Consider the following 23,700-nt stretch of genomic DNA (forward strand, 5'->3'; position numbering starts at 1 on the left):
GGCGAGCGCTTCAAAGATCGCCCGCCAATGTCCGCGCTTGGCCCAGCGATTGAAACGATTGTAGATCGTCGTGTACGGACCATAGTCGGGCGGGCAATCGCGCCAGCGTGCGCCGCACTGAAGCATGTGAATGATACCGCTGATGACGCGTCGATCGTCATCGCGCACCGGTCCGGTCTGGTTCGTTGGCAGATGCGGCTCTATCAGAGCCCATTGCTTGTCGTTGAGCCAGAACAGTCCTTTGCGCATCGAAGTCCCCCGCGTGGAATCAACCCGCTGCCAGGGAATCAGAGTTCGCTAATTAGGTACAGACCCTAAGGGTGCTGCGGACCCGGGCTTCGAGCTGCTTGCGGAAGGCCTCGATCCTGTCGAACATCTCCCCGATCTGATCGAAGATGCTTTCGATGGCCAGCAGGTCGTCGGCAGCGGCCATTCGACCGTCCTCGATGTCGGCTGCCATGCTGGAAGCTGTGTACTCCTCGGCAAGGACCTGCATGGTTTCCGGGGTGTAGCTCCGCGCGAGATCGACGATGGCGTCGCGGAAGCGGTACGGATGGTTAACGGTGAGGATGGACTCGAAATCCTTCAGCAGGACTCGACGAAATCCTCGAAAAAGGTTGCCAGCCGGGTAGCGACTGTTTTCGACTCCATGACGGTCCGTCGGACGCGCTTCAGGTCGGCCAGTATGGCCCGCAGGCGCTTAGTGAACTGGTCGGCCTGATTGCGCGCCTCGCGTACGGCGAGCGCGGCTTCGCGCCGCTTGCGGTCGGTGATCTCGGGCCTCAGTTTTTCGACGGCCTCCGTTGAGGCGGATTTGCACGATCAAGCCGCCGAATCGCTCGAGAGATCCTTATTGAGGCTCGCGAGCCGCTCCGGAAAACCAGACCTTTCTCAAAACAGAAGCGAGCCGCCGCGAATACTATTGCTAGAAGACCTACGCGCCCTCGGTGGCGAGGGACCGACGAAGACGACCCTCAATATGTCGGTCCGACCGATGATCCCGAGATTGCCAACGCGCGGAAGCTTTCCAGCGCACCAAGATTGGCTATAGCGCGCGACGCGAGCTGGCAGCGAAGTTGAGGCGGGCCGGCTACCCTGCTCCTCCCCACATGGAAGGTATCGTCGTCAACGAACTCGCGCGCGCGGGACTTTTCCGGCTTCGCGCCACGCTCGTCGGTTCGATGGCCTATCGGACATACAGCGGCGTAGTCGGCCTCAAGCTGCCCGACGAGCTCGTGACGACCGAGGATATGGACATCGCGAAATTTTACGGCATCTCGATCCTACATCGATGAAAGCATGCCCGACATCGAAGAGATCCTGAAAAAGATGGATCCGACATCTGCGCCCTCATTCTCCCCCGATGAAACCAAGCTGTTCAGCGGTTTTGCCATTGCCACCGGCTTCAAGGTCGAATTCCTTACACCAAACCGTGGCGACGAGGACTACTCCTCCAAACTGACGCAGATGCATCCATTGGGGCCGTCCTTAGGAGCGCAGGTGTTGCGGCTCCTAGACTAACTGATCCATGAGCCCATCCGCCCTGTTGTCTTGCACGACGCCGGCGTGCCGGTCCTTGTATCGGCCCCGGAGCGCTATGCCGTCCACAAACTGATCATCGCGACCAAACGGAATGTGGTTCTTTGCGGAGAAGTCAAAAAAAGACATCAACCAAGCTGGCACGCTCATTCAAGCATTCAATGCCGTCAAACGTAGTAGCGACTTAGGCTTTGCGTGGATGGAAGGGTGGGAACGCGGAGCCAGATGGCGACGACGGCTTGGTGTTGGCGCCCTGCGTCTTTTGGATGACAGTTTCGACACGCTCGCGAAGGGCGTCGCCGAAGCGGCCAAACTCGACGGCAAGCCTGCAGAGGAGTACGGGCTTACGGGAGGCAAGGAAGGTCTTCTGGCGCGCGTTTCAATTGCGAATCCGACGGCGTCGCCGACGCCGTGATGCCAATTCGACATGTCGACGAGGCTCTCTCGCCCATCATGGGCGACGGCCCCCGGAAGCCGTGAGCGCAGATGTGCAGCCACGTTTTCCAGCGGTGAGGCGGCTCGGGTTTGTCGCCACATGCGTCTGTTCCTAGCATTAGGTGAGCGCGCCGTGCGTCCGCGGTCTGGTGAGCTCGCCGCCAGAGCGACCATGCGAGAACACGGTCGATTGAGATGCGCCGTTGAGCGAGCTTGATAGCGATGCGACGGGTTTCCTGGGTCGACCAGCGACGCCGCGCACGATCGAAGATGCCCGGATCGAGGCAGTAATCGTCCGCACCCTTGAGACGAAACCGCCCAAGGCCACTCACTGGAGCTCGCGCAGCATGGCGAGGGCCAGTGGGCTGTTGGTCTCGACGGTACAGCGGATATGGCGCACCTTCGGCCTGCAGCCACATCGGTTGGAGACCTACAAGCTTTCAAACCATCCTGACTTCGTCGCCAAGGTTCGCGACGTCGTCGGCCCCTACGTGGTCCCGCCCGAGCGAGCCATCGTGCTGTGTGTCGACGAAAAGCCGCAGATCTTGGCGCCGGATCGGAGCCGACCCTCGTTCCGCATGCGACCTGGTCAGGTGGAACGCCGCAGTCACGACTACAAGCGCCATGGCACGACATCGCTATTTGCCGCTCTCGATATCGCAACCGGCCGGGTTATCGGCAAGTGTTACGGGCACCACGGGCCACGGAATTCCCCAAGTTTCTGATGAGATCGAAGTCCCCGAGCCGGGTGATCTGGACGTCCATCTCGTCAAGGACAATTAGGCAACCCATAAGACGCCGCTGATCCGTAACTGGCTGGCCAAAAGACCGCGCTGGCACGTCCATCTGACGCCAACCAGCTCATCCTGGCTCAATCAGCTCGAACGTTTCGTTGCCCTCATCACCGAGCGCGAAATCAGGCGCGGCATCTACCGCAGCGTGGCGGAGCTACGTACTGAGATCACGTCCTTCATCGAACAGCACAACGCCGACCCCAGCCCATTCCGATGACCAAATCAGCTGACGACATTCTCAGCTCCATCGAACGCTTCTGCCTACACTGTGTCAGCCAAGGCCTAAAAGGCCATGAACTTCTGGTTTAGGACACTAGATTATGCGCGATGTCCCGCGTACGGATTTTCGCCCGAAACGTCCGCGCGCCTATTGCTCCGCCGATCGCGGGCAATTTCCAGAGAAAAATGAACTCCCAATGCAAGGCTGTCGAGTGGCGGTGTGCTGCCCCCGGCGCGCTCGCGAAAATTTCGCGCTTCAGGCTACGGTCATGTACCGCAGGTGATGATCCCGCAGCTGAGGCGGTTATCCCGGCATCGCTGTCTTCAGCAGCACAGCAGCTGCGATGGAAGTGGACCCGAGGCGACATGGGCATGTGCATCGGGAAAAACGCTCTTGGTCAGCTACTCGTCAGCGAAGCGGTTTAGCCAGGAAGGCTGCGCATTCTCGACTCTTCTATCGGAGATAAAATATGACGGGCATCGGCCGAGCTGGCAAATCGTACGTTGGAGCTGCAGGAGCCGACAGCACTGGGGTATCGAACAGTTCGAGCCTGGAGTTCGGCCTCGTCCCTGGGGAACGCAGTCAATCTTTCGAGGCCGTCATGGAGCGGATGCGCTCCGGGCCTCAAGATAGAACCGCGCCGCTCGTGAACCGGCAACCAACTTCGGATGTGGCGGCGCCAACACGAGATGAGGTTAAGGCAGCAAAGCGAGCGTTGGACTGCCTGCTTGAGGACCTTAGTACTTGTCGTAGGGCAGCCACGGGCGGCCGGACCTTGTCCGAGAGGCAAGAGCTGATCGATCAAGTCGTCAAAGCAGGCTTAGCAGTTCTGGACTACTACGCTGCTCTGCCCCCAGGTTTGGCGCGGCGCATTCTGCCCGACAATCGGGCTCGCCAGCTCCGCGATGAGACGCTGGGCGCGGCCGACGAATGTAACGCCGTGGCTGCTGCGATTTTCGATGACCTGGAGAAGAGCAGACATAAAGCAGCAGCCCTGCTCGGCAGGATCATCCGCACCGCTTCGCCTGACCAGCTGAACCGCGTGCTTTCAGGCGTGGAGCCCTACTATGAGCACTGCATGGAGTGGTGGAGAAAGAGGGCATTGCGCTCGGAGCGGATGCAGTCCGTCTGCGCGGCTACTGCCGACCTACCAAGCAGCACGCCCGAGTTGCGGAAGTCCGAAGAGGCCGCGCTACGACTGCATACCGGCTATGCACTCAACACGAAGTACAAGTATCTGGAATCGCAGATCACTCTCGCGCAGCTCTCCCTAGCGAGCAGGTTGGGACCAGCCGTCAGAGACGCCCTTATCGATGGAGACGGGCGAGTGCGTCTGCTCGGGACCTTCATCGAGGATGTTGTTCCGGCATTCGCCTCGACGGCCGAGGCCGTGATGAACCGCAACGGAGCGCCGCTTGACGCTGAGCACCGCGACGTTCTGGAAGGAGTCATGGAGCGGCTTTCGGAATTTGCATCAGGAGTGAGCGGCATGGTTGCCAGCCTGACGGACGCCGGAGCGGGAGCCGATGTTCCGTTAGAATTGCTGGACCAGATAGTGGAAGGTGCGTGGCTTACAGCGGACGAAGTCATGCGGCTGCTGGCACTTCAGCCAAAGACACCCGCCACGATTGAACCGCCGGCTTGGGCTGTGCTGCCGGAACATACTGCCGGGGTGGCCGAAGGCACTGCAGCGCGCAGGAAGGGCAAAGGCAGGCGCGCAGCGGCCGCAGGCGAGGGGAGTTCGACAGCTGGGGGCGCTGAGCCGCAGCTCGCCGGGTCCGACGCTGGCACGGGCTCAACACGCAAGGTTATCGTACTCTCGGATTTGGGTACAAAGAAACTCACGAGCGCGGAGGAGGCCCGCGCGCGGGCGTCGTCGTCGGCGAGCGGAAACCTGACGATGTGGCAGGCTCCGCCCTCCAGAGAAGCGCTGACGGGACTGCTCAAGCGATTGGACGAACTTTTGCAGTTCGATCTGCCCGCTCAGCAAAGCGCCGTCTCGCAAGCGCGTCAGATGAAACCCGAGGACGCCGACCACGTCCTAAATATCGTCGTCGAGCGCCTCCACCGACAGGCCGCCGAGATCGAAGCCTGTGTAGCCGCGTTGGAGGAGCCTCGTCGAAGTGGCTTGCTCACGCCCGCGCAAGTGCCCGAAGTGCACGACAAGATAGTCCGGCTCAAGACGATGTATTCCGAGATGCAGGGACAGGCAAACTCATTGAAGAGGCAAAGAGCCGCGATCATGATCGATTGCATGAAGAGCTACGGCTTTCCCTCGCAGAAATACCTTGAAGGGTTGCGGGCGGCCGGGGAGTTGGAGCCTCCGGATCCTCCGCGCGCGTTGAGCGGCGATCCGGGGACGCTGTTCGAGATTAAGCTGCGGCCCAAGGCACTGCGCAACGGTGCGACGGCGAATCCGATGTGGGTGCACATCCATACGAAGCGGCCGGTACATGCGTGGCAGTTGGCGACGGCGGCTGACGCCGAATTCGCCGCTTGCCATGTGAAATCCAATGAACAGCGCGGCTACAATCGGCACTGGCAGAGCGCGCGAGCCGCGATGGGGCACGAAAACGTCGTGATCCACCGCGGCAAGCTCACGCCTGCATTCTGTAGGTCCTTGTTGAACAACGCAGTTGGCACGTCCGACGTCAGATAATTTGAGACTGATTAGGCTTTTCGCGAAGAGAGGCTCTGGGCTCATCTAAGTTAGCATTACAGTTTCATTTTTCGTCCGAGGTGAGCGCGGCGAGCGTCGGCCTGGTGAGCTCGCCGCCAGAGCGACCATGCGAGAACACGGTCGATCGAGATGCGCCGTTGAGCGAGCTTGATAGCGATGCGACGGATTTCCTGGATCGACCAGCGGATCAGGAACGATGTTTGGTGCGCCGGCGTCGCCTTTTTTTGAGCGCTGGCTCAGCATTGGCCCGATGACGGATGACGGCCATCATGGCGAAGGCCAGCATGATGAGTGTGACATGGCGATGCCCGCCATGCCAGGAGCGGCTTTCGTTGTGATCAAGGCCGAGCTCGTTCTTGGCGGTTTCGAAGCTGTCCTCGATGGGCGAGCGATGGCCTTCTACCGACACCAGCTTCTGCATGGAGGTGCCCTCGGGGCACCAACTGGAGAAGAAGGCCAAGCTGCCGTCGGCGATGTTGCGGCGGATCAGAAGACCCCGCGTCCATTCCCCGGCAAGGTCGTCGTTGTATTCACTGACGTCGAGATCGGCCCAACTCGAGATAGGCCCAGTCGTGCCAGCGCGGACCTTTGGTCCACCTGACGGCGGCGCCAGGCGTTCTTGGGAAGGTTCTGCGCGATCGCGGAGGCGGTGCCGGCGACAGGCTGCGGCTTGCCCCAGGAACGGAACACGTGATTGGAAGCAACACTCAGAACATAGCCTTTGCCCGCCTCGCGCAGCAGGGTTTCGATCTCGCCCGTGCCATACACGCTGTCCGCCGCCACGAACGAGAACGGCGCCCTTGCGGCGATTGCACGAGCGATCATTCGACGCGCGATCTTGGGCTGGGTCGCAAAGCCCACATCGCTCGGTACATGCGGTGCCTTCAGGCGAGCGGGGGCGTCCGTCCATTCCTTCGGCCGGTAGAGCGTGCGATCGATGAAGGCATGGCCATGCCGCGACACATAGGAGGCGAACACTCCGATCTGGCAATTGGTGATCTTGCCCGCCGAGCCAGTGTACTGGCGTGCGACGCCGCACGACGCCTTGCCCTGTTTAAAAACCCGGTCTCATCGATAGCCAGAACCGCGTCCTCATCGGCAAAAGTTTCCAGCGCGTACTCACGCAACAATGTCGCGCAGCGTGTCGGCATCCCACTGCCCCCGACCCCAGGATCGCCTGCTGGCGCCACGGGCCTGGATCGCCGGCAGCTTCAGCCCGCATCCAACTCGTCTTGCGCGGCTCGTTACCCAACAGTCCGTCGAGAAACCGTCACGCCGAGGCCGCCACCCGCTCCTGCGTAAACAGCGGACGGATGCGTTGCTTGGCATCTCGCAACGAGGAAGCCCGCAGCGTCAGCGTATCTTCAACCGACGCACCACCAATCATCAGATCCCGTATCATGGTCACCCATGGATTCAGAACTCACCGAAAATAGAAACTGTAATACTAGGACGATAGGGCTGCTGCGCCTTTCGGCTCTGGCTCCGTTTGCTTCAGGCGATCTAGGTAGCCGCGTGCGCGCGAAATCACCGCCTCGACGACCGTGTCCAGGACGGGATCGCCGCGGGCAGGATTTTGGCACAGTTCCAATGTTGAGAGGCAAAAAGTTACCGAACGGGAACTTTAACCCGGGGGTGGGGGCAACCCAGAAAGTTACCGATCGGGAATTCTGCTGCCAATACCAACTCTGTTCTTTGAAAATCTATGACGACCGGAGGGAATCCCCGCTCATCCCGTCCAGCGAAACATGGTCCTTGGCGTCCCTCGATATGGCGACCTCCTCACGTTCGGCGAATGAGGTAGCGTCCTAATAGAGGTTTTTACGATCGCGATAAATGTGTCGGGGTCATACCGCCCGCTCGTGCAGTTGGCAGATTGTGCAACCCTGCGCGAACGCTTTCTCACCGCGGAAAGACAATCATTTCAGACCCATCAACAATCGCTGTCGATTTGGATCTATGCTGCGTGAGAACGATAGCACTTTACCTGAGTTAAGTGCCGCGCGCGCTTCGCAGCCGGGGTGGCAGCCAAGGCGACTGCTGCGTCACGCTGTGCGTCGATTGGATCTGCCGTTCCTGCGTCGCCGCGGCCTCTGACGGCGACTGCGCGGAGGAATAAGCAATTGGTCGCATCCGAAATAGATGGCTGCTCAGGGAGCTCAATGCAGGCATGGCGCGGATTGACTATCCTCAAGGAATCCCATCTAGCAACTTACTTCCAGCTCGTCATGTTGTGCTTGGGACGCCAGGAAATCCGCTCGACAGCGGTCGAGGCTGTTCAGACCGGTAATTTTGCGCATCTGACGAGCTTCATCGAGTCCGCCCACCCTCATCAGCTCTCTCGCCTTGCGTTCCATGAATTCAGCTGAGCAACGTGAGGAGTTGAGATAACCAATGGTCTCTAGTCTATCGGCTTCGATCAGCCCGTCCGCCGAACTTTACTCAGAACAAAGCCGCCTCGATGCATAGGTGTATTCAAGGGCGAGTTGACGCGCATCTTCCATGAGATTGGCCGCGGCGCTATGTCCGCCGTCGATGTTCTCGTAATAGAAGTAAGGCTGGCCCAGCGCGGCGAGCTTCGCGGCAGCTTTGCGGCCGTGCGCTGGATGCGTGCGGTCGTCCTTGGTGGAGGTAAGAATTAAGGGAGCGGGATAGGTCTTGCCCGCCACCAGCTTCTGGTATGGCGAGTAGCTTTCGATCCACGCACGCTGCTCGGCAATGGCGGGGTCACCGTACTCGCCGATCCAGGAGGCGCCCGCGCCCAGCTTGGTGTATCGAAGCATGTCGAATAGCGGCACCTCGATGATCGCCGCGTTGAAGAGCTCGGGACGCTGGGTGATCGCGGCGCCAACGAGCAGGCCGCCCTGGCTGCCGCCAATCGCGCCCAGCTGGCGCGGATTAGTGATCTTCCGACGGATCAGGTCCTCGGCAACGGCAATGAAATCATCCCATGTCGTCTGCTTCGTTGCCGCCTGGGCCGCTTGGTGCCATTGTGGACCAAACTCACCGCCCCCGCGCAGGTTCGCAACGACATAGGCATTGCCCTGTTCGAGCCATAGCCGCCCCATCGATCCCAGATCAGAGGGCAGTTGCGACTCCTGGAAACCGCCATAGCCATGGAGAAGTGTCGGGATCGTGCCGTCAAACCTTGCGTTTTTGGGCCGCACCAGAAAATAGGGAACTGACGTGCCATCACGCGAAATGGCCTCGAGCTCCTCCACCACATGGTTCGACGCATCGAAGGCAGAGGGTGCCTTCTTCAATTCCTCCAAGCTTTTGCGTTCGGCATCAAAAGACCAAACTGAGGTTGGTCTGAGATAGCTCGAGACGGTGAATATGACCCGGTCGGCTTCATCGTAAGTGGCTGACAGGCTGACATTTGTATCTTCCGGCAGCGGGATCGGTGTCGCCGACCAAGCTCCCTGATCGTACTTGTAGAGGAACGCTTTACTCTGAACGTTCTCAAGGATCGTCAGAATCAAAAAGTTCCTTGTGTGAGTGAACTCGCTCAGTGCCTGCCGGGGCCCAGGCTGAAAGACGAGCGATGGTCTGGCGCGCAACGGATCCTGTTTCCATTCATCGAGGTCATACGAGATCATCGAGCCGGCCGTGAAGCGGATGCCCTCGGACGGTATCCAGTCCTCATCAAGTTTCACAAGCAGGCGGCCGCACGCGAGCGTGGCGATCTCGGCCTTCTTCGGCAGATTGAGCTTGATGGGCCCATCGGGGCGGAAGACCACATACTCGGACTCGAAAGTGCTGATTGCGCGGGCGGCGCCGGTCGCATGAATATGACCCTCGCTGTCACGAAGCACGAAGGGGGACGCCCCAACGTCGGTGGGCTCGCCCCGAAAGATCTCGCGAGCCTCACTGAGCGGCTGAGCACGTTTGAGCTCCTTCACCACAAAAGCGTAGCCGGCTTGCGTCAAAGTCCCCTCGCCCCAGTCCCGTGCAACAAGGAGGGTGTCACCATCGACCCAGCTGACGTCCTGCTTGCCCTCGGGCAGATGAAAGCCGTCCGCGACGAAGGTCTTGGCGGCGCGATCGAACTCTCGTATGGACACGGCATCCTTTCCGCCATCGGAAAGACTAATCAGGCAACGGCGCTCTTCAGGCGGAAGGCAGCTGTGACCTTGAAAGACCCAATTTCTGTTTTCGGCGGCAGCTAAGGCGTCCACGTCCAGAATGGTCTCCCACTTTGGGTGTTGGCTACGATCGCTCTCACGCGTGGTGCGCCGCCAGACGCCGCGCACCTGATTCTCGTCTCGCCAGAACTGCTCCAAACCGCCCCCTTCGAATGAAACATCTGCGATCCGATCTTTGGCCTGCAGGATGGAGAGCGCCTGTTCGTAGAAGCGCCGATAGCGAGGATCTGACTGAAGCACCCCGAGCGTCTTCTCGTTCTCGCCGCGAGCCCAAGCCAACGCGCCTGGCCCTTCCATCTCCTCGAGCCAAAGGAATTGGTCGTCAGTCACCGCCGCATCCGTTCGCTCCTTTGAAAGCGCCGTGGACGTGGCGCTAGCAATCGAAGGCAACACCGCGGACAAGAGTGGTGGCGTGTTCATGGACTTTTTCTCGGTAAGATCGGCGGGCCACGCTGGCCGGCCCTGGCGCGTCAGGCAGACGCGGCGGAAACCGTGCAAGCGCATGACATAGCGCGGCTTGCGCTATGTCATGCGCCGCTTACTGCAAGCTGCGTGCTGGCTAAGGAGTCGCAAGTTTCAGCCGTTCGGGGGCTGCACGGCCATGTTCCGTTGCCGCCATTCGTTGCCAAGCGGACATCACAGCCTGTCGGCGGACAGCCTGTGAGACAGCGCCAGCTTTTTTCGATCTTCAGTGGCAAGACTGGGACGCGGCGATGCTGCTTACCTCCGCATGCGAGGTTCTCCTGGTTGGCGTCACCGGGCAGACTTGTCGAGGGCATCATCAGGACAACGATCAGCGCATTGATCAGCAGCCAGATCGACATCATGCCAAGGGTGGTATGCATGGCGATCTCGACACCTCGGCTGCAAGCATTGCCTAGTTGGAGGAGCTTTTTCCTTCAACATGCGAAGTCACACCGATAACTCGGTTCGTTAACTGATTGCCGGGAGAATTGCGCTCGAGACAAGGAGAGTAAAAATGCCCAAGAAACGGCCTACGCTGCAACACCTCTTGGCGGTTCAAGGCTCGTGCAACCCTCGCTGCGAACTGTTCCGTGACGGTGCTGTTGGGGCCTAAGAGCAAGCGCCGCTTTCCGCCGCGGAGCGATCAACGGGCACCAGCGCGCCGACTGGCGCCGCCCCCCCTCGCATCAGCGTCGTTTAGGCATAGAACATGAGTTGATTGTATCGCCCCCATTCTGGTGATGGACCACTCATATGATGCCTTGATTTCCTAGGCCTGCGCCGTGCGCAAGAACCGCGTCAGCGCCAAAGACCTGGATTGCTCCTCTGTCCTGCTACAGAAGTCTGTCATCCACCGTGCTATGCTTTTCGTTCGGTCAGTCCTTTCGGGCACCGAGCTCTTGTCCGCGATGACCATGGCGTGAAGCTGTCGCCGCCGGCAGATCCCAGAGTATGTCCTGTGTATGGTTCAGTGGGGCCGCTAAAGCGTCAAAGGCCGACATCACGGCTCCATAGGCAGCCTCCTTCAACGCGGCATCAGCGGGATCGATCTCGTTATAGGCGGTCAGCGCCGAGGCATAATCTTGATACAAGGGGATTTGAGCCTCGTTGGTCCAGCCCATACCGAGATGATGGACTCGGGCTCCTGGTTGACCATCGTGACGGTCCTCCACCTCGCCCGACCCAACAGCATCGGAAGGACCTGCACTTCGCTTAAGAGAATCTTTCTTCAAGCTGTCCCGGCCCGCAACCTTGGCCCTGTCAGGTGTGGCCCTGCGCGGTTATACGATGCGGTTCGATTACATGCCCCTATTCATACCGTGATGAGGATACTCCGATGTGGTCGGCTTGATACTCTGCCCGCGGCACGAACAATGCGGGCGGCTCCCCACTATGCGATCGAACGAAATTGCAACTCGAATGTTTGACCAGCTTGGCAGGAGCGTGCGTCGTTAATGGCTCCGCACCTGTCGCACCCACCTCGCGGAGAATGCAGATGAGCTCTACATCGCGCAACGATTTGTAGTCGCGTTGCACGCCTCGCCTCCTCCTCGAGGCCGACGATACTGCAACTTTGCACATCATTGATGGCGCCCTCTGGTCGTGGTCCAACTCAGTCAGCTTGACTTCGGAGTCGCCTGCCTTTCCAGACATCCGGATCGCGGCTTCCGTCGCAAACATGTTTAGCTTATCTCGAATCCGCTACATCATCGGAAGACCCCAACATTCGCATCGGAGGTCAGCGAAGAGGTCGCTCATAGAGCCAGCTACGCTTCGTGAGGATTGCCCGCACTTGGTAGCGCGCAGAGCGCTAGAGTATGGGGCAACGTCTAACAGCAGCACGCTTTCGAAAATGGGTTCACGGACTATCATTGCCGTCTTCGTGCCCGGCCTAGGCCGTCTACACCGCCTTTCCGCTGACAACGACTTTAGTACCTAAACCGCTACGATCGCCTCCCAATTTGGGACACGCATCCGACCGCCGCGTCCGCAGCACGGGGATGGATCGATCAGAACGTTAACACAGGGATCCGACAGATCCTCGAGCTTTCAAGAGCGTTCTGCGCCGCGATCTCACCTCGCCTGGTGGTCCACGGCGCCCCGTGACGATCGGCGACGAAATAGAAGCACGCCCTTCAGCTGCGGGCGCGTAATTTGCTTCGCATTCCGCCGGAGCAACCCAAAGTCGCGCCTTACACTTCGCCATATCTGCATTAGGGGCAACGGCACCGATGCCGTTACCTTAGATAATACCCTGACGTCGCGCTTTGACGACGCACTAAGTCCGGGTGGATGTTTCCAGCTTTCGCATCGCATTCTTGAGATGAAAGTTGACGGTATTCAGGCTCACGTTCAGGATGACCCCGATCTCCCAGGATGACTTCCCTTCCTCGACCCATCGCAAACACTGTCTTTCCCGTTCCGACAGCACAACCTCTTGCCTATCCGCCATGAATTTCTCCTGTAGTCCAGAGAACAGGAAAGCATCAGCAGATGCCATACCACTCAGTGGCGCCAGCAAACTGTCGGCGAGGCAGGACAAATTCTTCGGCGATTGCCGCGCCATTCGCGCGACTCCTGCCATCCCACCGCAGCCCTGTCGACAGGCTTTGCGACGTATGTCGTCAACCTGACAGCAGCATTGCGATAATCGTGGCTGTTCGATATTTGCGTCAAACTCTATGTGAGCGGGATATCACTAAGGGCTCCTCCCACGCCGAGGAGTGGGGGGCAATTCTCGCTGGGGGCCGCAGCACCAGGCTCGCGAACGGAAGGTCATTCATTTGCATACAAAACCCTTCTTCCAGCCTTAGGCGCGAGGCCAATCAATCCATAGCGAAAGCTTTGCGTTCGGCGTGCCTCCTATCGCGATCATGCTAAGCCTTTGCGGTCCCGATAAACTACCAATGCTAGTCATTGAGCGGCATCACGCCGAAGCGATATGAGCAGTGACATTGGTCGCAATCTAGGTCGGCTTACGGGATTTAGGCATGCAGTATCAACCACAAGCCGTTCGGCCCACCGCAGGTCATCAATGCGCCCGGCCGTCGCCTGCCGAAATGCTTCATGTCCAGGTCTGCTCGAATGATGAGCTCTCGTTTCTGATGGAAGCGCATGATGGCCTATCCGCCACAATCGCACAGCGGTCAGGGTTCAAGGGGCTCTGGGCGTCTGGTCTGTCGATTGCCAGCTCCCTGGGCTATCGTGATGCCAATGAAGCTTCATGGAGCCAGCTCGTCCAGAGCGTCGAGCGCATAGTGGACTCGACAGAGCTACCTGTGCTCGTTGATGGGGATGGCGGCTTCGGCAATTTCAACAATGCTCGCCTGCTCGCACGCAAACTTGGTCAGGCTGGCGCAGCAGGCGTCTCGCTTGAGGACAGCTGCTTCCCGAAGCTGAACTCGCTCATTGGTGAGCGGCATCCGCTCGCCGATATCGATGAATTCTCCGGTCGTCTGCGGGCTGTAAAGGATGCAGTCGCCGAAACTCTTGTTCTCGTGGCCAGGATCGAGGCGCTGATCGCCGGGCACGGATTGAACGAAGCTATCTTGCGTGCTCACGCTTATGCCGACGCGGGAGCCGATGCTATCTTGATTCACTCGCGAAAGAGTACCGCGGACGAGATACTTTCGTTCGTCACCGAGTGGCGCAATCGGCTACCTGTCGTGATCGTTCCGACCACATACTATCGAACGCCAGTCTCAGCCTATCGGGATGCGCGCATCTCCACAGTGGTTTGGGCCAACCACTCCATGCGAGCTGCGGCAGCTGCAATGCGGCGCGCCTGCGATAGTATCGCAGCTCAAGAGAGCGTTGCGAGCATTGAGCCTCAGATCGCACCGCTCAGCGAGATCTTCGAGCTCCTGAGGTATGACGAACTCGCCGTGGCCGAAAAGCAATATCTGCAGCCCCGCTAGTCCATGGCAGCAGGGTTTGTCACCTGAAGCTTCCTTTGTTCAAAATCTGCCGATGAGTCCCCTCACCTTTCGTCGGTCCCACTCAGTGTCACAGAACTGTCAGCGACGTAAACTCCTGGAGAGGCTCTCGACATGGCAAAACAGCTTTGCCTACGGCTCAAGAACGGACACACAGCGGCTGATGCAAGTGTATACGCCGACCACGATTCATGCCTGCCTCTTTCAAACTCTGGGGTGGTCTCACAAGTCTGCGGCACCTGACACTTAACAGAGGCGCTCAGGATGCTTGCAGAACGATAGGTGGGATGAAGAAAGCGAATTGAAATGCCTGTCAATGTTCCCAAGCATGCTCTCATTCTTGCCGCTGGAGTGGGCTCTCGTCTACGGCCGCTCACGGAGCTAAGCCCAAAACCTCTAGTCCAAATCCATGGCACCCCCATCCTGCACAACGCCCTACATAATCTTGGCTGTCTTGGCGTGGAACACGTAACGATCGTTGTGGGGTATCGCAAAGAGGCGATCAAAGAGGCCCGCGGCAGCCGCTTTGGCAGTGTTACGATTGACTACGTCGAATCCTCCGCTTACGACCGTACTGGGAGCGCCTATTCGCTATGGCTGGCGCGTGACGCACTCCTTTCCGGAGATTACTTCGTTCTTGAGGGCGACGTCTTCTTCGAGGAAAATGTATTGCGGCAGCTGATCATCACTGAAGCGCCCAACGCTGCTGCTGTCGCTCCCTTCCATGAGCTGATGCAGGGATCGGCGGTCCTGTTGTCCGATCTTGGCTTCATTTCAGAATTTCGCTTGAAGCAAACAGCGCGAGATCTAATCGCGGGTGCCCCCCCTCTCTACAAGACGATAAATCTGTTACGGCTGTCCGCGTCTACTCTGCGGACAGAGGTCATTCCGGCCCTAGACGATATGATCAGGGCCGGAGCTACCCAGGCCTACACCGAGGAGCTTCTTTCCTATCTCGTGGAAACACGAGGCTTGCTGCTTGCTGCGGTGAGATGCGACGGGCTCAGGTGGTACGAAATCGATGACGCGGAAGATCTGCGTACCGCCGAGCGCATCTTCGCAGAAGCCGACTACGTTTGATCCTATCGCCCAGGGTGAAGTTCAAGACGGTCACGGAAGGTTTGTCGCTGCGCCTCTTCGATATTCGCGGCAGCCTCTGAGGCCGGGCGGGTAAGAACGGCCAAGAACCGTAAGCTTGACGGAGGCCGCAATCAAAGCGGCGCCCATTGTCTTAGCAGAACGCAAGCGCTCGTCCCGGCATACAATGTGAAAACACATCCCAAGCGATGAGGTGGTAGCGAAACAGTCATTTTGTGCCCAGCCGCTTTGACCGCGGGAATGGGACGAGACCTAGACCTTGAGGGAGACAGATGATTTCGATTTGCTCGCTTGCGCTTTTCCGGATCGAGACTTTCCTGCAAGCGACTGCTCCGCGGAACTAATCTCTTTGAAGTCGAATCTGAAGCTGATTCTTGGTGCGCAAAGTACATTCTCGCCAAATTTGATCGGAACACGGCCGGAGCAATCAAGGCCCTCTTTGACGAAGACCGGCGCCGAAGTGGACATTTCAAGCAGGCGCGCCTCATGGGGCGAAGGGCAGACGCGCACTTATCGTCACCCATTGCTGCGAGTAGTCGTCAATTCCGATGCGCCTGAGAGCTGTCGAGATCGAGTTGGTGCCAGAGAATTTATCCAGCAGTCCTGGAGTGCGTTTCGCCGGAAAGTAGCTATGCGCGATGACGATCGGGATCTCGTCTTGGTAACTCAGCGTGTCGATGCGCAGCACATCGTCACCGGCCTGCAAGTCGAGGTAGCCGGCCAACCGCTCGTCTGCCGGTACCGTTGCAGCAGACAGGATCTTACGACGTGCCAAGCGGCCTTGCGAGATGAGATTATCGGTCAGCCGGGTTTGAGGGGAGAGAAGATAGGTTGTTGGATGTTCGACAACGAAGGTGCCTCTCCCCTGCTCGACACGAAGCAATCCTTCCTGCTCAAGTCTCCGAATGGCGTATCTTACGGTGTGCCGGTTGACACCATATTTGAGAGCAAGCTCGACGTCGTTCGGAAGCTTTTCGCCTGGCCGAAATCGGCTCGACGCAATAGCTTCTTCGATGTTCGATCGAACAAATTCCCAGCGCTTTCCTTGGTACATAGGGCAAATAGTCCGTGGTTCAGGTGTTCAACTGCGTCGGATTAGCGTCAGGTCTATCGTTCTTCGGCTGCGCCAGCCGCGTTACGGCCGCTCCCCTCAGATAAAGGCGCTGTCCGTAACGCTCCCGGAAGACAGTTGCCCGGCGCGCTGAAGAGGCAACTGAGACGCTCGCATCTTCGACATCATACTGGCTTGAGTCCTCGCGATCTTGCAAAGCTTCATCAATGATACGGCCCTGCACTGTCGACGGTAGCGGCAGTCTCAAGCTGGAAAGGATCGTCGGTACCAGGTCAACGATGCTGGTTGGGACAGCAGCAACTCCGGTTTTAAAGCCATTTTCAGCAAGGATGCATAATGAAGACAGCTCGTTCGCCGAAAGCCCGCCGTGCATGCCAACGCCGATCCGATAGGCTCCATCGTAGTACACGGCGTCGGGCGGAGCGTTCCGATTGGCCGCGCTGCAATCGGCGAGAACAAACGACAGATCCGCGCTTCGTTGGTGTTCGGCCATGACAGCCGAAAGCGGGAGGGTGTTGGCGACAAGTGGAGACCCATCAGCGGCCTTACGTGAGAAAGCCACGCCAAACCATCGCTGCTCGGAAAGGCTGTGATACATCTCTGTCAGAAGATGGCCTTCTCTGTCCCGGACCCAAATGTTGACAACCCTTTGAGCGGTTATTGCGGCGTCTACGTCGGGCGTGAGCTCGTATCCGACTTTGAATCCCGACCGCTGCAGGTGGTTCAATACGGAGACCTTTTCTCCAATGACGGCGTGTCCGTGATCGGATGCAAGAATAAGCTGTACTCCCTCACGCTCTCCTTTCTCGCTCCACCAAGCGAAAATGCGTCCAAATTGCCGATCGACCTCGTGGAGCACCTCACGGGCCGTAGGATGCTGAAGTCCGAACATGTGATATGTAATGTCCGGCTCCGAAAGCCAGAGCAGGCTGACCTCCGGAAGCGCTTCCTTCTTGAGAAACGAAAAGAATAGATCGACGACACGTTCGATGGTAGCACGCGCCGGCCGCTCGTCGGGAGGGAGCAGTGGAAACGATGACGCAGTGCGGTGAACGGCCGCAGTGCTACTGAACTTTGATGGGTCATGAACCCAGAACGCCGGCGCACCTGTCTGCCAACTGCCCCAGCTCGAAAGTCCAAAAGAGCCCTGCGACTGAGATCCGATCGTCAGCATCGCACGACCATGAGCCGCCAAGACTTCGCCGATCGTAGTGGCGGTGAGGACGCCACCGCGTTCGCTGCCGAGCGTCAGGAGCGCCGAGAGCGAAGATCCGTCGATGGACCGACCGTTTGCCAGAAAACGGTTGCCGATGATTCCATGGGCCGAGCTATGTCCGCCCGTGGCCAGCGCGGCCGATGAAACCCGCGTCTCACTGGGAAACGATGAGGTATGGCGGGCAAGTCGAAGGCCGATTTTGGACAGCTCTGCGAGATTCGGCGTGACTGCTTCGTCTAGCTGGTCAGGACGAAGGCCATCGAGCACGACAACTACAAATTTCATTCGGCCACCTTCCAGCTCCGATTCCGGAGCCTCAACCTACGGGAGTAGCAGCCTGCCTGACCAGAGCTACCTAGTACCTAGGTTTGTCATGATGGTGTCACATGGTGTGAATTATATCTCGCAGTACTCGAACGGCCCCCGCAGAAAAACATTGTGCGAGTCCGCCTGGCCCTGGACGGCCGGAAAAGGTGACGGTGCGGTTTCGCGAGAGCGAGATGCGGCAGCTCGCGGAAGTCTCCCGTCAGCGTGGCATGACGCGAACCGGCTGGATTGTTGCCCTGGTGCGCTCGCGATTGGGGTCGCCCGTACAGCATTCCCCGAACGAGCATGGCGAGCTTCGCGCGATCGTTCGCGAGCTCAACCGGATCGGCGGCAACATCAACCAGATCGCGCGGGCCGCAAACAGCAGTGTGCTGCAGGGCAGGGCGGTTGAGCCGGATCTATCCGCGATTCGAGAGGCCAAATTGGTCATCGAAAGAGAGCTCGCGCAATTGCGTAGTGCGCTGCATGGCAACGCGGATTATTGGGATGGAAGGCCATGAGCCGGCGTCCGCCGCGGCCGAACGACTTGGCCTTCGAACTTCCGCCGATCTCGTACGTCTGGGAAACGCCCAATCGGCGCCCAGGGCGGGCCGAGTGGGATATCCCCGATCAGGCGGCTCCGGGCCGCCTTACGCCGGCGATGCGTGCGAAGCTCGAGCGCATCGTGCGTCGAGCACCAGAGGTGATGGTGAAGATCACCGGGCGGACAAAGAGCGTGGCGCATCTGAAGTCGCACCTCGCCTACATCACGCGAAACGGCGAGCTCGATGCGGAAACAGAGCAGGGCGCGACGCTAGCGGGTCGTTCCGGATTGAAAGATCTGCAGCAACGCTGGGAAGATGATGCCAGTCTCGACGGCAAGCGCCGCCGTGATGGATCGCTTTCGATCAACATCATTCTGTCGATGCCGGCTGGCACCGATGCTGTCGCTGTCAAGGATTCCGCTCGGGCATTTGCCATCCAGACGTTCGGCTGTAATCACGACTACGTCTTTGTCCAGCATCTCGACGACAAGCATCCCCACGTGCACTTGACGGTTCGGTCCCTCGGCCACGACGGCAAGCGCCTCAACCCGCGCAAGGCGGATCTGCAGGCGTGGCGGGAACGGTTTGCTGGCGAACTCCGGCTGCGCGGGATCTCGGCGGAGGCAACGCCGCGGCGAACCCGCGGGCGAGTTCGAAAGGGCGACCGCGGGGCAGTCCTCGCCATGCGCAAGCGAAAGATCACACCTGATGTCGATCAGCTCGCCCGGAAGGAGGTGCTTTCGGAGGTGAGGAGTAGCAAGACTGCCAAACATCCTTGGGACGAACAGATCAAGTCACGTCAGGACGCAATCCGGCGGCGTTATCTTGACTATGCAGCCGAGCTCCAGCGATCTGGAGTGCCTGCAGATGTTGAGTTAGCTCGCCAAGTTCGGCAATTCGTTGACGACATGCCAGGTATCGAAACTCGCCGGCATGCGCTGAAGAACGAGCTTTCGGAGCTGGCCAGTAGCCGGCGGCGAGACGTTAAACAGGACGTTCATGCAGAGGGGCGTGACAAAACACGAGGCGATGAGCCGATCAGAGGCGAACGGGGGAATCATAGAACTTAGGCACGGAGGGCGAGTTCCTCCCCGCCACCAAAACGTCAGTCAAAGCAATTTAAATAGCGCTGCCGCACCTGTGTGAATCCTTGCGGCCGCGCTGTAGCAACGTAGCGTTAAGGTTGAACTCGGATTGTAATCTAATCCTCGGAACGGCTGCGACCCTGGGCTACTTCGGATTCACGGCATCGCGCCTAGATGCCATCAGCGGCTTTGCCGTCCCGCTCTGATCAGTCGCGGCAAAGGTGACCGGCCAACAACTAGCAGGCGCAGTTCGCGCTGTGGGGCCTTCGGTGGCCAAGGTCAAGAGTACCTGAGCGAGAAATAGCGCCGCCCTCGAAGGGCGGTTTGGTGTCGGCATCAGCATGCACGCGCACCGCACAATCCTATCTGCCAGCCTTCCGTTCTGAAACCAGCCATTCTGCGAGGGGATCGCTCGATGCGGCCTCCCCGGTAGGCAGACCGGAAGCCCGGTCCAGATACCAGTCAATCGCCTTGCGATCCCAACGCTGAGTGCCGGGGATAGCCTCCGGCACCAAGCCCTTCTTAACCCACGTGTTGAACGCGTCCTTGGAGCAGCCACAATAGGCTGCCGCACTGGCCTTAGTGAGGCCCCGAGGTGCGATCTGATCGGCTCGTAGTATCCGCTCCGAACGTCTCAGCTCTGCGGGCGAAGGTTTGTCACGCTGATGATCACCGTCCATTTGGACCTATGGTAGAAGTTAGCGGCAACGTGACGGCGCCCCGAAGCGTTGGAGGTAGAGCGCTGTCCCTAGCACGCCCCGCCAACTTCAGCATGGCCAGCCTCAAGCGGCAGAAGCTGACGGCGGAAAGTATCGTCCGGAAGGCCCATGGCGCAACTACCAGAACCGGTTGCTGCCAGGCGCTTGGGCGATCAGTCTCAGTGACCGGAAGCAACGCGGGCGCGGCTCGGCGCCAGGTCAGGATAAGAATCGGGCGTTGTCCCTACCGCGCCCGCGCTGCGATTGAGATTAGCGGTGACGTGACTCGGCGCTCTAGCCCCCTCGCGTACACCGGGGAGGCGCTGTCCCTGCCAAGCGCCGCTAAGCTCAATGGCTGAGTATTCGGGCTAGCTTTCCAAAAGCTGACAAGGACCCGCGCGGAAAAATCTACAAATGAAAAGCGGCCCGTGTGGGCCGCTTGCCGTAGACGTTCAGGCCGCAGACAAAAGCCGTTCGGCCCGCTTACGATCAGCGGCAGCCGCACCACGACGACGGGCCGGATCGGCGCTCAGCCGATCTATTGCACGCTTACGGCTGATCGGCGTTACGACTTCACGCCCTCCAGGCTCCATCTATTCGACCAAATAGAGCTTGCCGTTCGGTTTGCGCATCAGGCGAGAGCGACTTTCGTACCAAGCGCCACTTACCGGGCCGCGATCAAGGCTGATGCGCGTCACGATAGCGGCATCGCTTGCGGTGTCGGAGACGATCTTCGAATTCGAGACGTTGCGGATGGCTTCCATTTTTATTCCCCTACAGGCTTCTGAAACGCCGCAGACACTGGATGAAGCCTCCGTGGCGGCGGGAGGTTCAGAACCTGTAGAGGACAGGCGAGCTAAGCCTTATATCGCTGCCCTCCCGCCATGCGGAACGTCGAACGGAAATCCGGACACAAAAACAGCGCCATTCGAACGTTCGGCGCTTTGGGCGCCTCCAAAAGGGGTTCTGAAACCTTTTCTGCCAACACCAATCCAATATAACACTGATTTTTCTCGCATTTTGTAAGCTGACATTCCTTACAAAACTAACGACGTTGCGACCCTCAGCCTGGATGCCAAGACTGCGCGGCGCTCAGCCTGTCAGTCTCGGAGCACGATCAGAGCGGCGCGAACGGTGCGCTGATCTCACCGTATCTCTGCTTCAGTTGCCACAATCTGTGAAGGCCGAGCGCTCGCTCAAGCATCGGCTCGCCGCAGCATTTCATCACGACCCCTAATGGCGCGAGCCGGAATGTCCTGCGTCAGCCGCCAAGCCAGGAATGGCAACCCGACTTCGGGCAGCTCATCCGTCAAGCGCAGGACGTTGATTGCCACATTTCCTCAACTTCGCGAGTGCATGCGCGAGGACATCGGGAGTGTCAGTCTCGACGGCCGCAGTGCGAGGCGCGAATTGCAGTTTGACTACACTGCTCACTCTACGCTCCTGCCGAGCCGAACGACCTTGACTTCGATACGCGCAACGCTGTCAGACTTGATGTCTGTTACCTCGAAGGCTTCACCGGTGCGAATGAGCGTGATGCGATAGCTTTGCAGCAACGGCCACGGCAGCGCCTTGTGATCGAAAGTGAAGATGGGGACGCTTGTGGTTATGAGCGGCTCAGCGAATGGCCGCGCGAATGCACCTTTTTATCGCCCATCACCACAGTCTCGGGCTTCGCAATGAATACTGCGATAACCCTCGCAGCTCTGTCAGGCTGAGGCTCTCCGGGAAAGTTGGGCCTCCCAGCATAACCAGAACGGGTTCGCCCATATTGTCGTCAATGGCTGCGCTGACACGCTGGAGGCCTGCGCGCCACGTTTGTGGGAATAGCATCGTCATTCTTGTGATCCTGTGGGCGGCCCTTGTGTGGACTTAACCGAATTGTCGCCAAGTCCCTGCATTCCCGTGCCGAGCTGGCCGTTGAGTTGAACGCGTGAAGCCGCTTCGGCCCGAGCCACAACGGCTTGGAGGTATGCGGACGGCTCGACGGTGACCGTGATGTTCTGATGCATCTCAGCCTCGCCGCTCACAGTCCCGTGGACTTCTTGCCGTGGCCTCATCCCTGGGAGGGCCGCGTTGAGCCCGCAATGATGGAGTCCTGCAAGCCCTGAGACTGAATGCCCGTATCGGCTGAAGGCAGCCGACCGATGTCCGGCCTCAGGATAGCATCAGGACGCAGCACTCTATAGATTTTTCGACAATCCGCGCGTCACCGAACACGGCGTGATGGCGGGACATTTCGCTGCGACTGCAGCGCGTTCAAAGCCCGCGAAGGGCCTGTCCTGATCCTGCAGGATACGACCGAGTTCATCTACAGTCGCCCGGCAACATCGGCTACACAAAGACCATCAATGCTGGGCGCTATAAGGCCGGACAACCCACCACCCACACCTTGTGCGGCGTGTTGACGCATTCGAGTCTGGTCGTCACCACCAGCGGAACTCGACTCGGCCTGTCCGCGGTAAAGTTTTGGACCCGCAGCAAGTTCAAAGCAACAGCTGCGCTCAGGCGGCTCGTGAACCAAACGCGCGTGCCGATCGAGACAAGGAAAGTTATCGCTGGCTCGAGAATTTGCGTCAGTCCATCGCGCTTCTGGGCTCGCCCGAGCGCTGTGTGCACATTGGCGATCGCGAAAGCGATATCTACGAACTCTTTTCCCTGGCGCAGGATCTCGGGCGCGGTTTCTTGTGCGCGTTCAGGCCAATCGGCTGGCTGAACCAGCGTCGGAGGCCTCGCCGACGAATGCGGCCATCGCGTGTTCGCTCAACTTGCCGCGGTCCCTTGGTCCGGCCGCCACCGGGTCGCGAATTGGCGGTGAAGATGGCGAAACTGCTTTCTTGCAGATCAAATTCGCCTCGGGGAAAACATTGCCGCCAATCAGCAAGCAAAAGCGCTAACCGCCGCAAACGCTCGTCTATATTCATGCCTTGGTGGTCGACCCACCGTCGAATCGTGACCCGATCGACTGGAAGCTCGTAACCAATTTGCCTGTCGACGACTTAGCAGCCGCCGTCGAAAAGCTCGACTGGTACGCCTCGCGCTGCAAGGTCGAGGTGTTCCACAAGATCATGAAATCTTGGTTGCCGCGCTGAGGACGCGAGATTGCAGACGGCCGAGCGGCTGGTAACGCTTCTCGCTTTCGCTACGGTTGTCAGCTGGCGCATTTTTTGGATCACTATGTCCGCCCGCGCTCAACCGGATGCGAGACCCGAGACTGTCCTATGCCCGGCGGACATTGAAGCACTCGACCGCATCGATGCGGCGCGTTCCAAACCGCGCATCCTTCGCCGAACGCTCGCAACTTACTTTTTGCAGATCGCCGTGCTCGGCGGCTATCTCGCCCGCACACGTGATCCTCCTCCAGGAAACATCGTCGTTTGGCGAGGACCAAGTTGCAGGATGTCGCCGTCGGCATCGCTATCGGGGCACCCCGAAGATGTGGGTAATTGAAAGCCTCACCGGATGCT

At 59.2% G+C, this 23,700-nt stretch carries 17 protein-coding genes and 4 pseudogenes; 10 read left to right on the forward strand and 11 right to left on the reverse strand.

Annotation, left to right across the window (positions count from 1 at the left end):
- The coding region (locus GA0061099_RS35280) for a transposase (RefSeq protein ID WP_141697735.1) at positions 1–249 on the reverse strand (249 nt) is incomplete at its 3' end.
- A gap of 52 nt (positions 250–301) precedes the next feature.
- A pseudogene (locus GA0061099_RS43195) lies at positions 302–786 on the reverse strand (Wadjet anti-phage system protein JetA family protein).
- A 323-nt stretch (positions 787–1,109) separates the two neighbouring features.
- Between GA0061099_RS43195 and GA0061099_RS42875 the strand changes: the two are divergent.
- From GA0061099_RS42875 to GA0061099_RS35320, 5 genes and pseudogenes are all read left to right on the forward strand, one after another.
- Positions 1,110–1,295: a GSU2403 family nucleotidyltransferase fold protein gene (locus tag GA0061099_RS42875; protein WP_050996261.1), complete on the forward strand. Its 186-nt coding sequence runs from the start codon at positions 1,110–1,112 to the stop codon at positions 1,293–1,295.
- A 34-nt stretch (positions 1,296–1,329) separates the two neighbouring features.
- Positions 1,330–1,716, forward strand: a pseudogene (locus GA0061099_RS42880) (GSU2403 family nucleotidyltransferase fold protein).
- A complete protein-coding gene (locus GA0061099_RS42370; protein WP_141697736.1) occupies positions 1,634–1,954 on the forward strand; it encodes a hypothetical protein in 321 nt (106 codons plus the stop codon). Before GA0061099_RS42880 ends, GA0061099_RS42370 begins: the two are co-directional and overlap by 83 nt.
- Positions 1,955–2,177: 223 nt before the next feature.
- Positions 2,178–2,699 (forward strand): hypothetical protein, encoded by a 522-nt coding sequence (locus GA0061099_RS41900; RefSeq protein WP_193375223.1) that lies wholly within the window; start codon positions 2,178–2,180, stop codon positions 2,697–2,699.
- A gap of 758 nt (positions 2,700–3,457) precedes the next feature.
- Positions 3,458–5,647 (forward strand): hypothetical protein, encoded by a 2,190-nt coding sequence (locus GA0061099_RS35320; RefSeq protein ID WP_036031342.1) that lies wholly within the window; start codon positions 3,458–3,460, stop codon positions 5,645–5,647.
- 208 nt (positions 5,648–5,855) lie between these two features.
- Here GA0061099_RS35320 and GA0061099_RS35325 read toward each other — a convergent pair.
- The 5 genes and pseudogenes from GA0061099_RS35325 to GA0061099_RS43200 form a co-directional block, all read right to left on the reverse strand.
- Positions 5,856–7,070: pseudogene (locus GA0061099_RS35325) on the reverse strand (IS701 family transposase).
- A 1,036-nt stretch (positions 7,071–8,106) separates the two neighbouring features.
- Positions 8,107–10,233 (reverse strand): prolyl oligopeptidase family serine peptidase, encoded by a 2,127-nt coding sequence (locus GA0061099_RS35335; protein ID WP_036031335.1) that lies wholly within the window; start codon positions 10,231–10,233, stop codon positions 8,107–8,109.
- Positions 10,234–10,340: 107 nt separating this feature from the next.
- Positions 10,341–10,658, reverse strand: a complete 318-nt coding sequence (locus tag GA0061099_RS40680; protein ID WP_141697737.1) for a hypothetical protein — start codon at positions 10,656–10,658, stop codon at positions 10,341–10,343.
- A gap of 495 nt (positions 10,659–11,153) precedes the next feature.
- Positions 11,154–11,510, reverse strand: a complete 357-nt coding sequence (locus GA0061099_RS35340; RefSeq protein ID WP_141697738.1) for a hypothetical protein — start codon at positions 11,508–11,510, stop codon at positions 11,154–11,156.
- 1,046 nt (positions 11,511–12,556) lie between these two features.
- Positions 12,557–12,718: pseudogene (locus GA0061099_RS43200) on the reverse strand (helix-turn-helix domain-containing protein); the annotation flags it as partial.
- Positions 12,719–13,337: 619 nt separating this feature from the next.
- On the opposite strand from GA0061099_RS43200, the gene aepX reads away from it, so the two are divergent.
- Both aepX and GA0061099_RS35355 read left to right on the forward strand, forming a co-directional pair.
- Positions 13,338–14,195 (forward strand): phosphoenolpyruvate mutase, encoded by an 858-nt coding sequence (gene aepX, locus GA0061099_RS35350; RefSeq protein WP_036031328.1) that lies wholly within the window; start codon positions 13,338–13,340, stop codon positions 14,193–14,195.
- 324 nt (positions 14,196–14,519) lie between these two features.
- Positions 14,520–15,293 carry a phosphocholine cytidylyltransferase family protein gene (locus GA0061099_RS35355; protein ID WP_036031326.1) on the forward strand — a complete coding sequence of 258 codons (774 nt, stop codon included), beginning with the start codon at positions 14,520–14,522 and terminating at the stop codon, positions 15,291–15,293.
- A gap of 502 nt (positions 15,294–15,795) precedes the next feature.
- Here GA0061099_RS35355 and phnF read toward each other — a convergent pair.
- Both phnF and GA0061099_RS35365 read right to left on the reverse strand, forming a co-directional pair.
- The gene (gene phnF, locus GA0061099_RS35360) at positions 15,796–16,365 is read right to left on the reverse strand and encodes a phosphonate metabolism transcriptional regulator PhnF (protein ID WP_036031323.1); all 570 of its coding nucleotides are present in this window, start codon (positions 16,363–16,365) and stop codon (positions 15,796–15,798) included.
- Positions 16,366–16,384: 19 nt separating this feature from the next.
- Positions 16,385–17,884: an alkaline phosphatase family protein gene (locus GA0061099_RS35365; protein WP_036031321.1), complete on the reverse strand. Its 1,500-nt coding sequence runs from the start codon at positions 17,882–17,884 to the stop codon at positions 16,385–16,387.
- Between the two features lie 188 nt (positions 17,885–18,072).
- Here GA0061099_RS35365 and GA0061099_RS35370 point away from each other — a divergent pair, with 188 nt between their 5' ends.
- The 3 genes from GA0061099_RS35370 to GA0061099_RS43205 all read left to right on the forward strand — a co-directional run bounded on the left by GA0061099_RS35370 (position 18,073) and on the right by GA0061099_RS43205 (position 19,828).
- Entirely contained in the window at positions 18,073–18,426 is a 354-nt protein-coding gene (locus tag GA0061099_RS35370) for a plasmid mobilization protein (RefSeq protein ID WP_420886581.1), read from the forward strand.
- Positions 18,423–19,520, forward strand: a complete 1,098-nt coding sequence (locus tag GA0061099_RS35375; protein WP_036031318.1) for a relaxase/mobilization nuclease domain-containing protein — start codon at positions 18,423–18,425, stop codon at positions 19,518–19,520. Before GA0061099_RS35370 ends, GA0061099_RS35375 begins: the two co-directional genes overlap by 4 nt.
- Before the next feature lie 236 nt (positions 19,521–19,756).
- Complete coding sequence (locus GA0061099_RS43205; RefSeq protein WP_074448345.1) at positions 19,757–19,828, forward strand: DUF3606 domain-containing protein; 72 nt, start codon at positions 19,757–19,759, stop codon at positions 19,826–19,828.
- Positions 19,829–20,826: 998 nt separating this feature from the next.
- Here the strand turns inward: GA0061099_RS43205 and GA0061099_RS41595 are convergent.
- Complete coding sequence (locus GA0061099_RS41595) at positions 20,827–20,997, reverse strand: hypothetical protein (protein WP_157786056.1); 171 nt, start codon at positions 20,995–20,997, stop codon at positions 20,827–20,829.
- 1,071 nt (positions 20,998–22,068) lie between these two features.
- Positions 22,069–22,245 (reverse strand): hypothetical protein, encoded by a 177-nt coding sequence (locus tag GA0061099_RS41600; protein ID WP_158644909.1) that lies wholly within the window; start codon positions 22,243–22,245, stop codon positions 22,069–22,071.
- Between the last annotated feature and the right edge of the window lie 1,455 nt (positions 22,246–23,700).

The organism is Bradyrhizobium yuanmingense, from assembly GCF_900094575.1.
In the GTDB taxonomy this organism is placed as follows: Bacteria; Pseudomonadota; Alphaproteobacteria; order Rhizobiales; family Xanthobacteraceae; genus Bradyrhizobium; species Bradyrhizobium yuanmingense.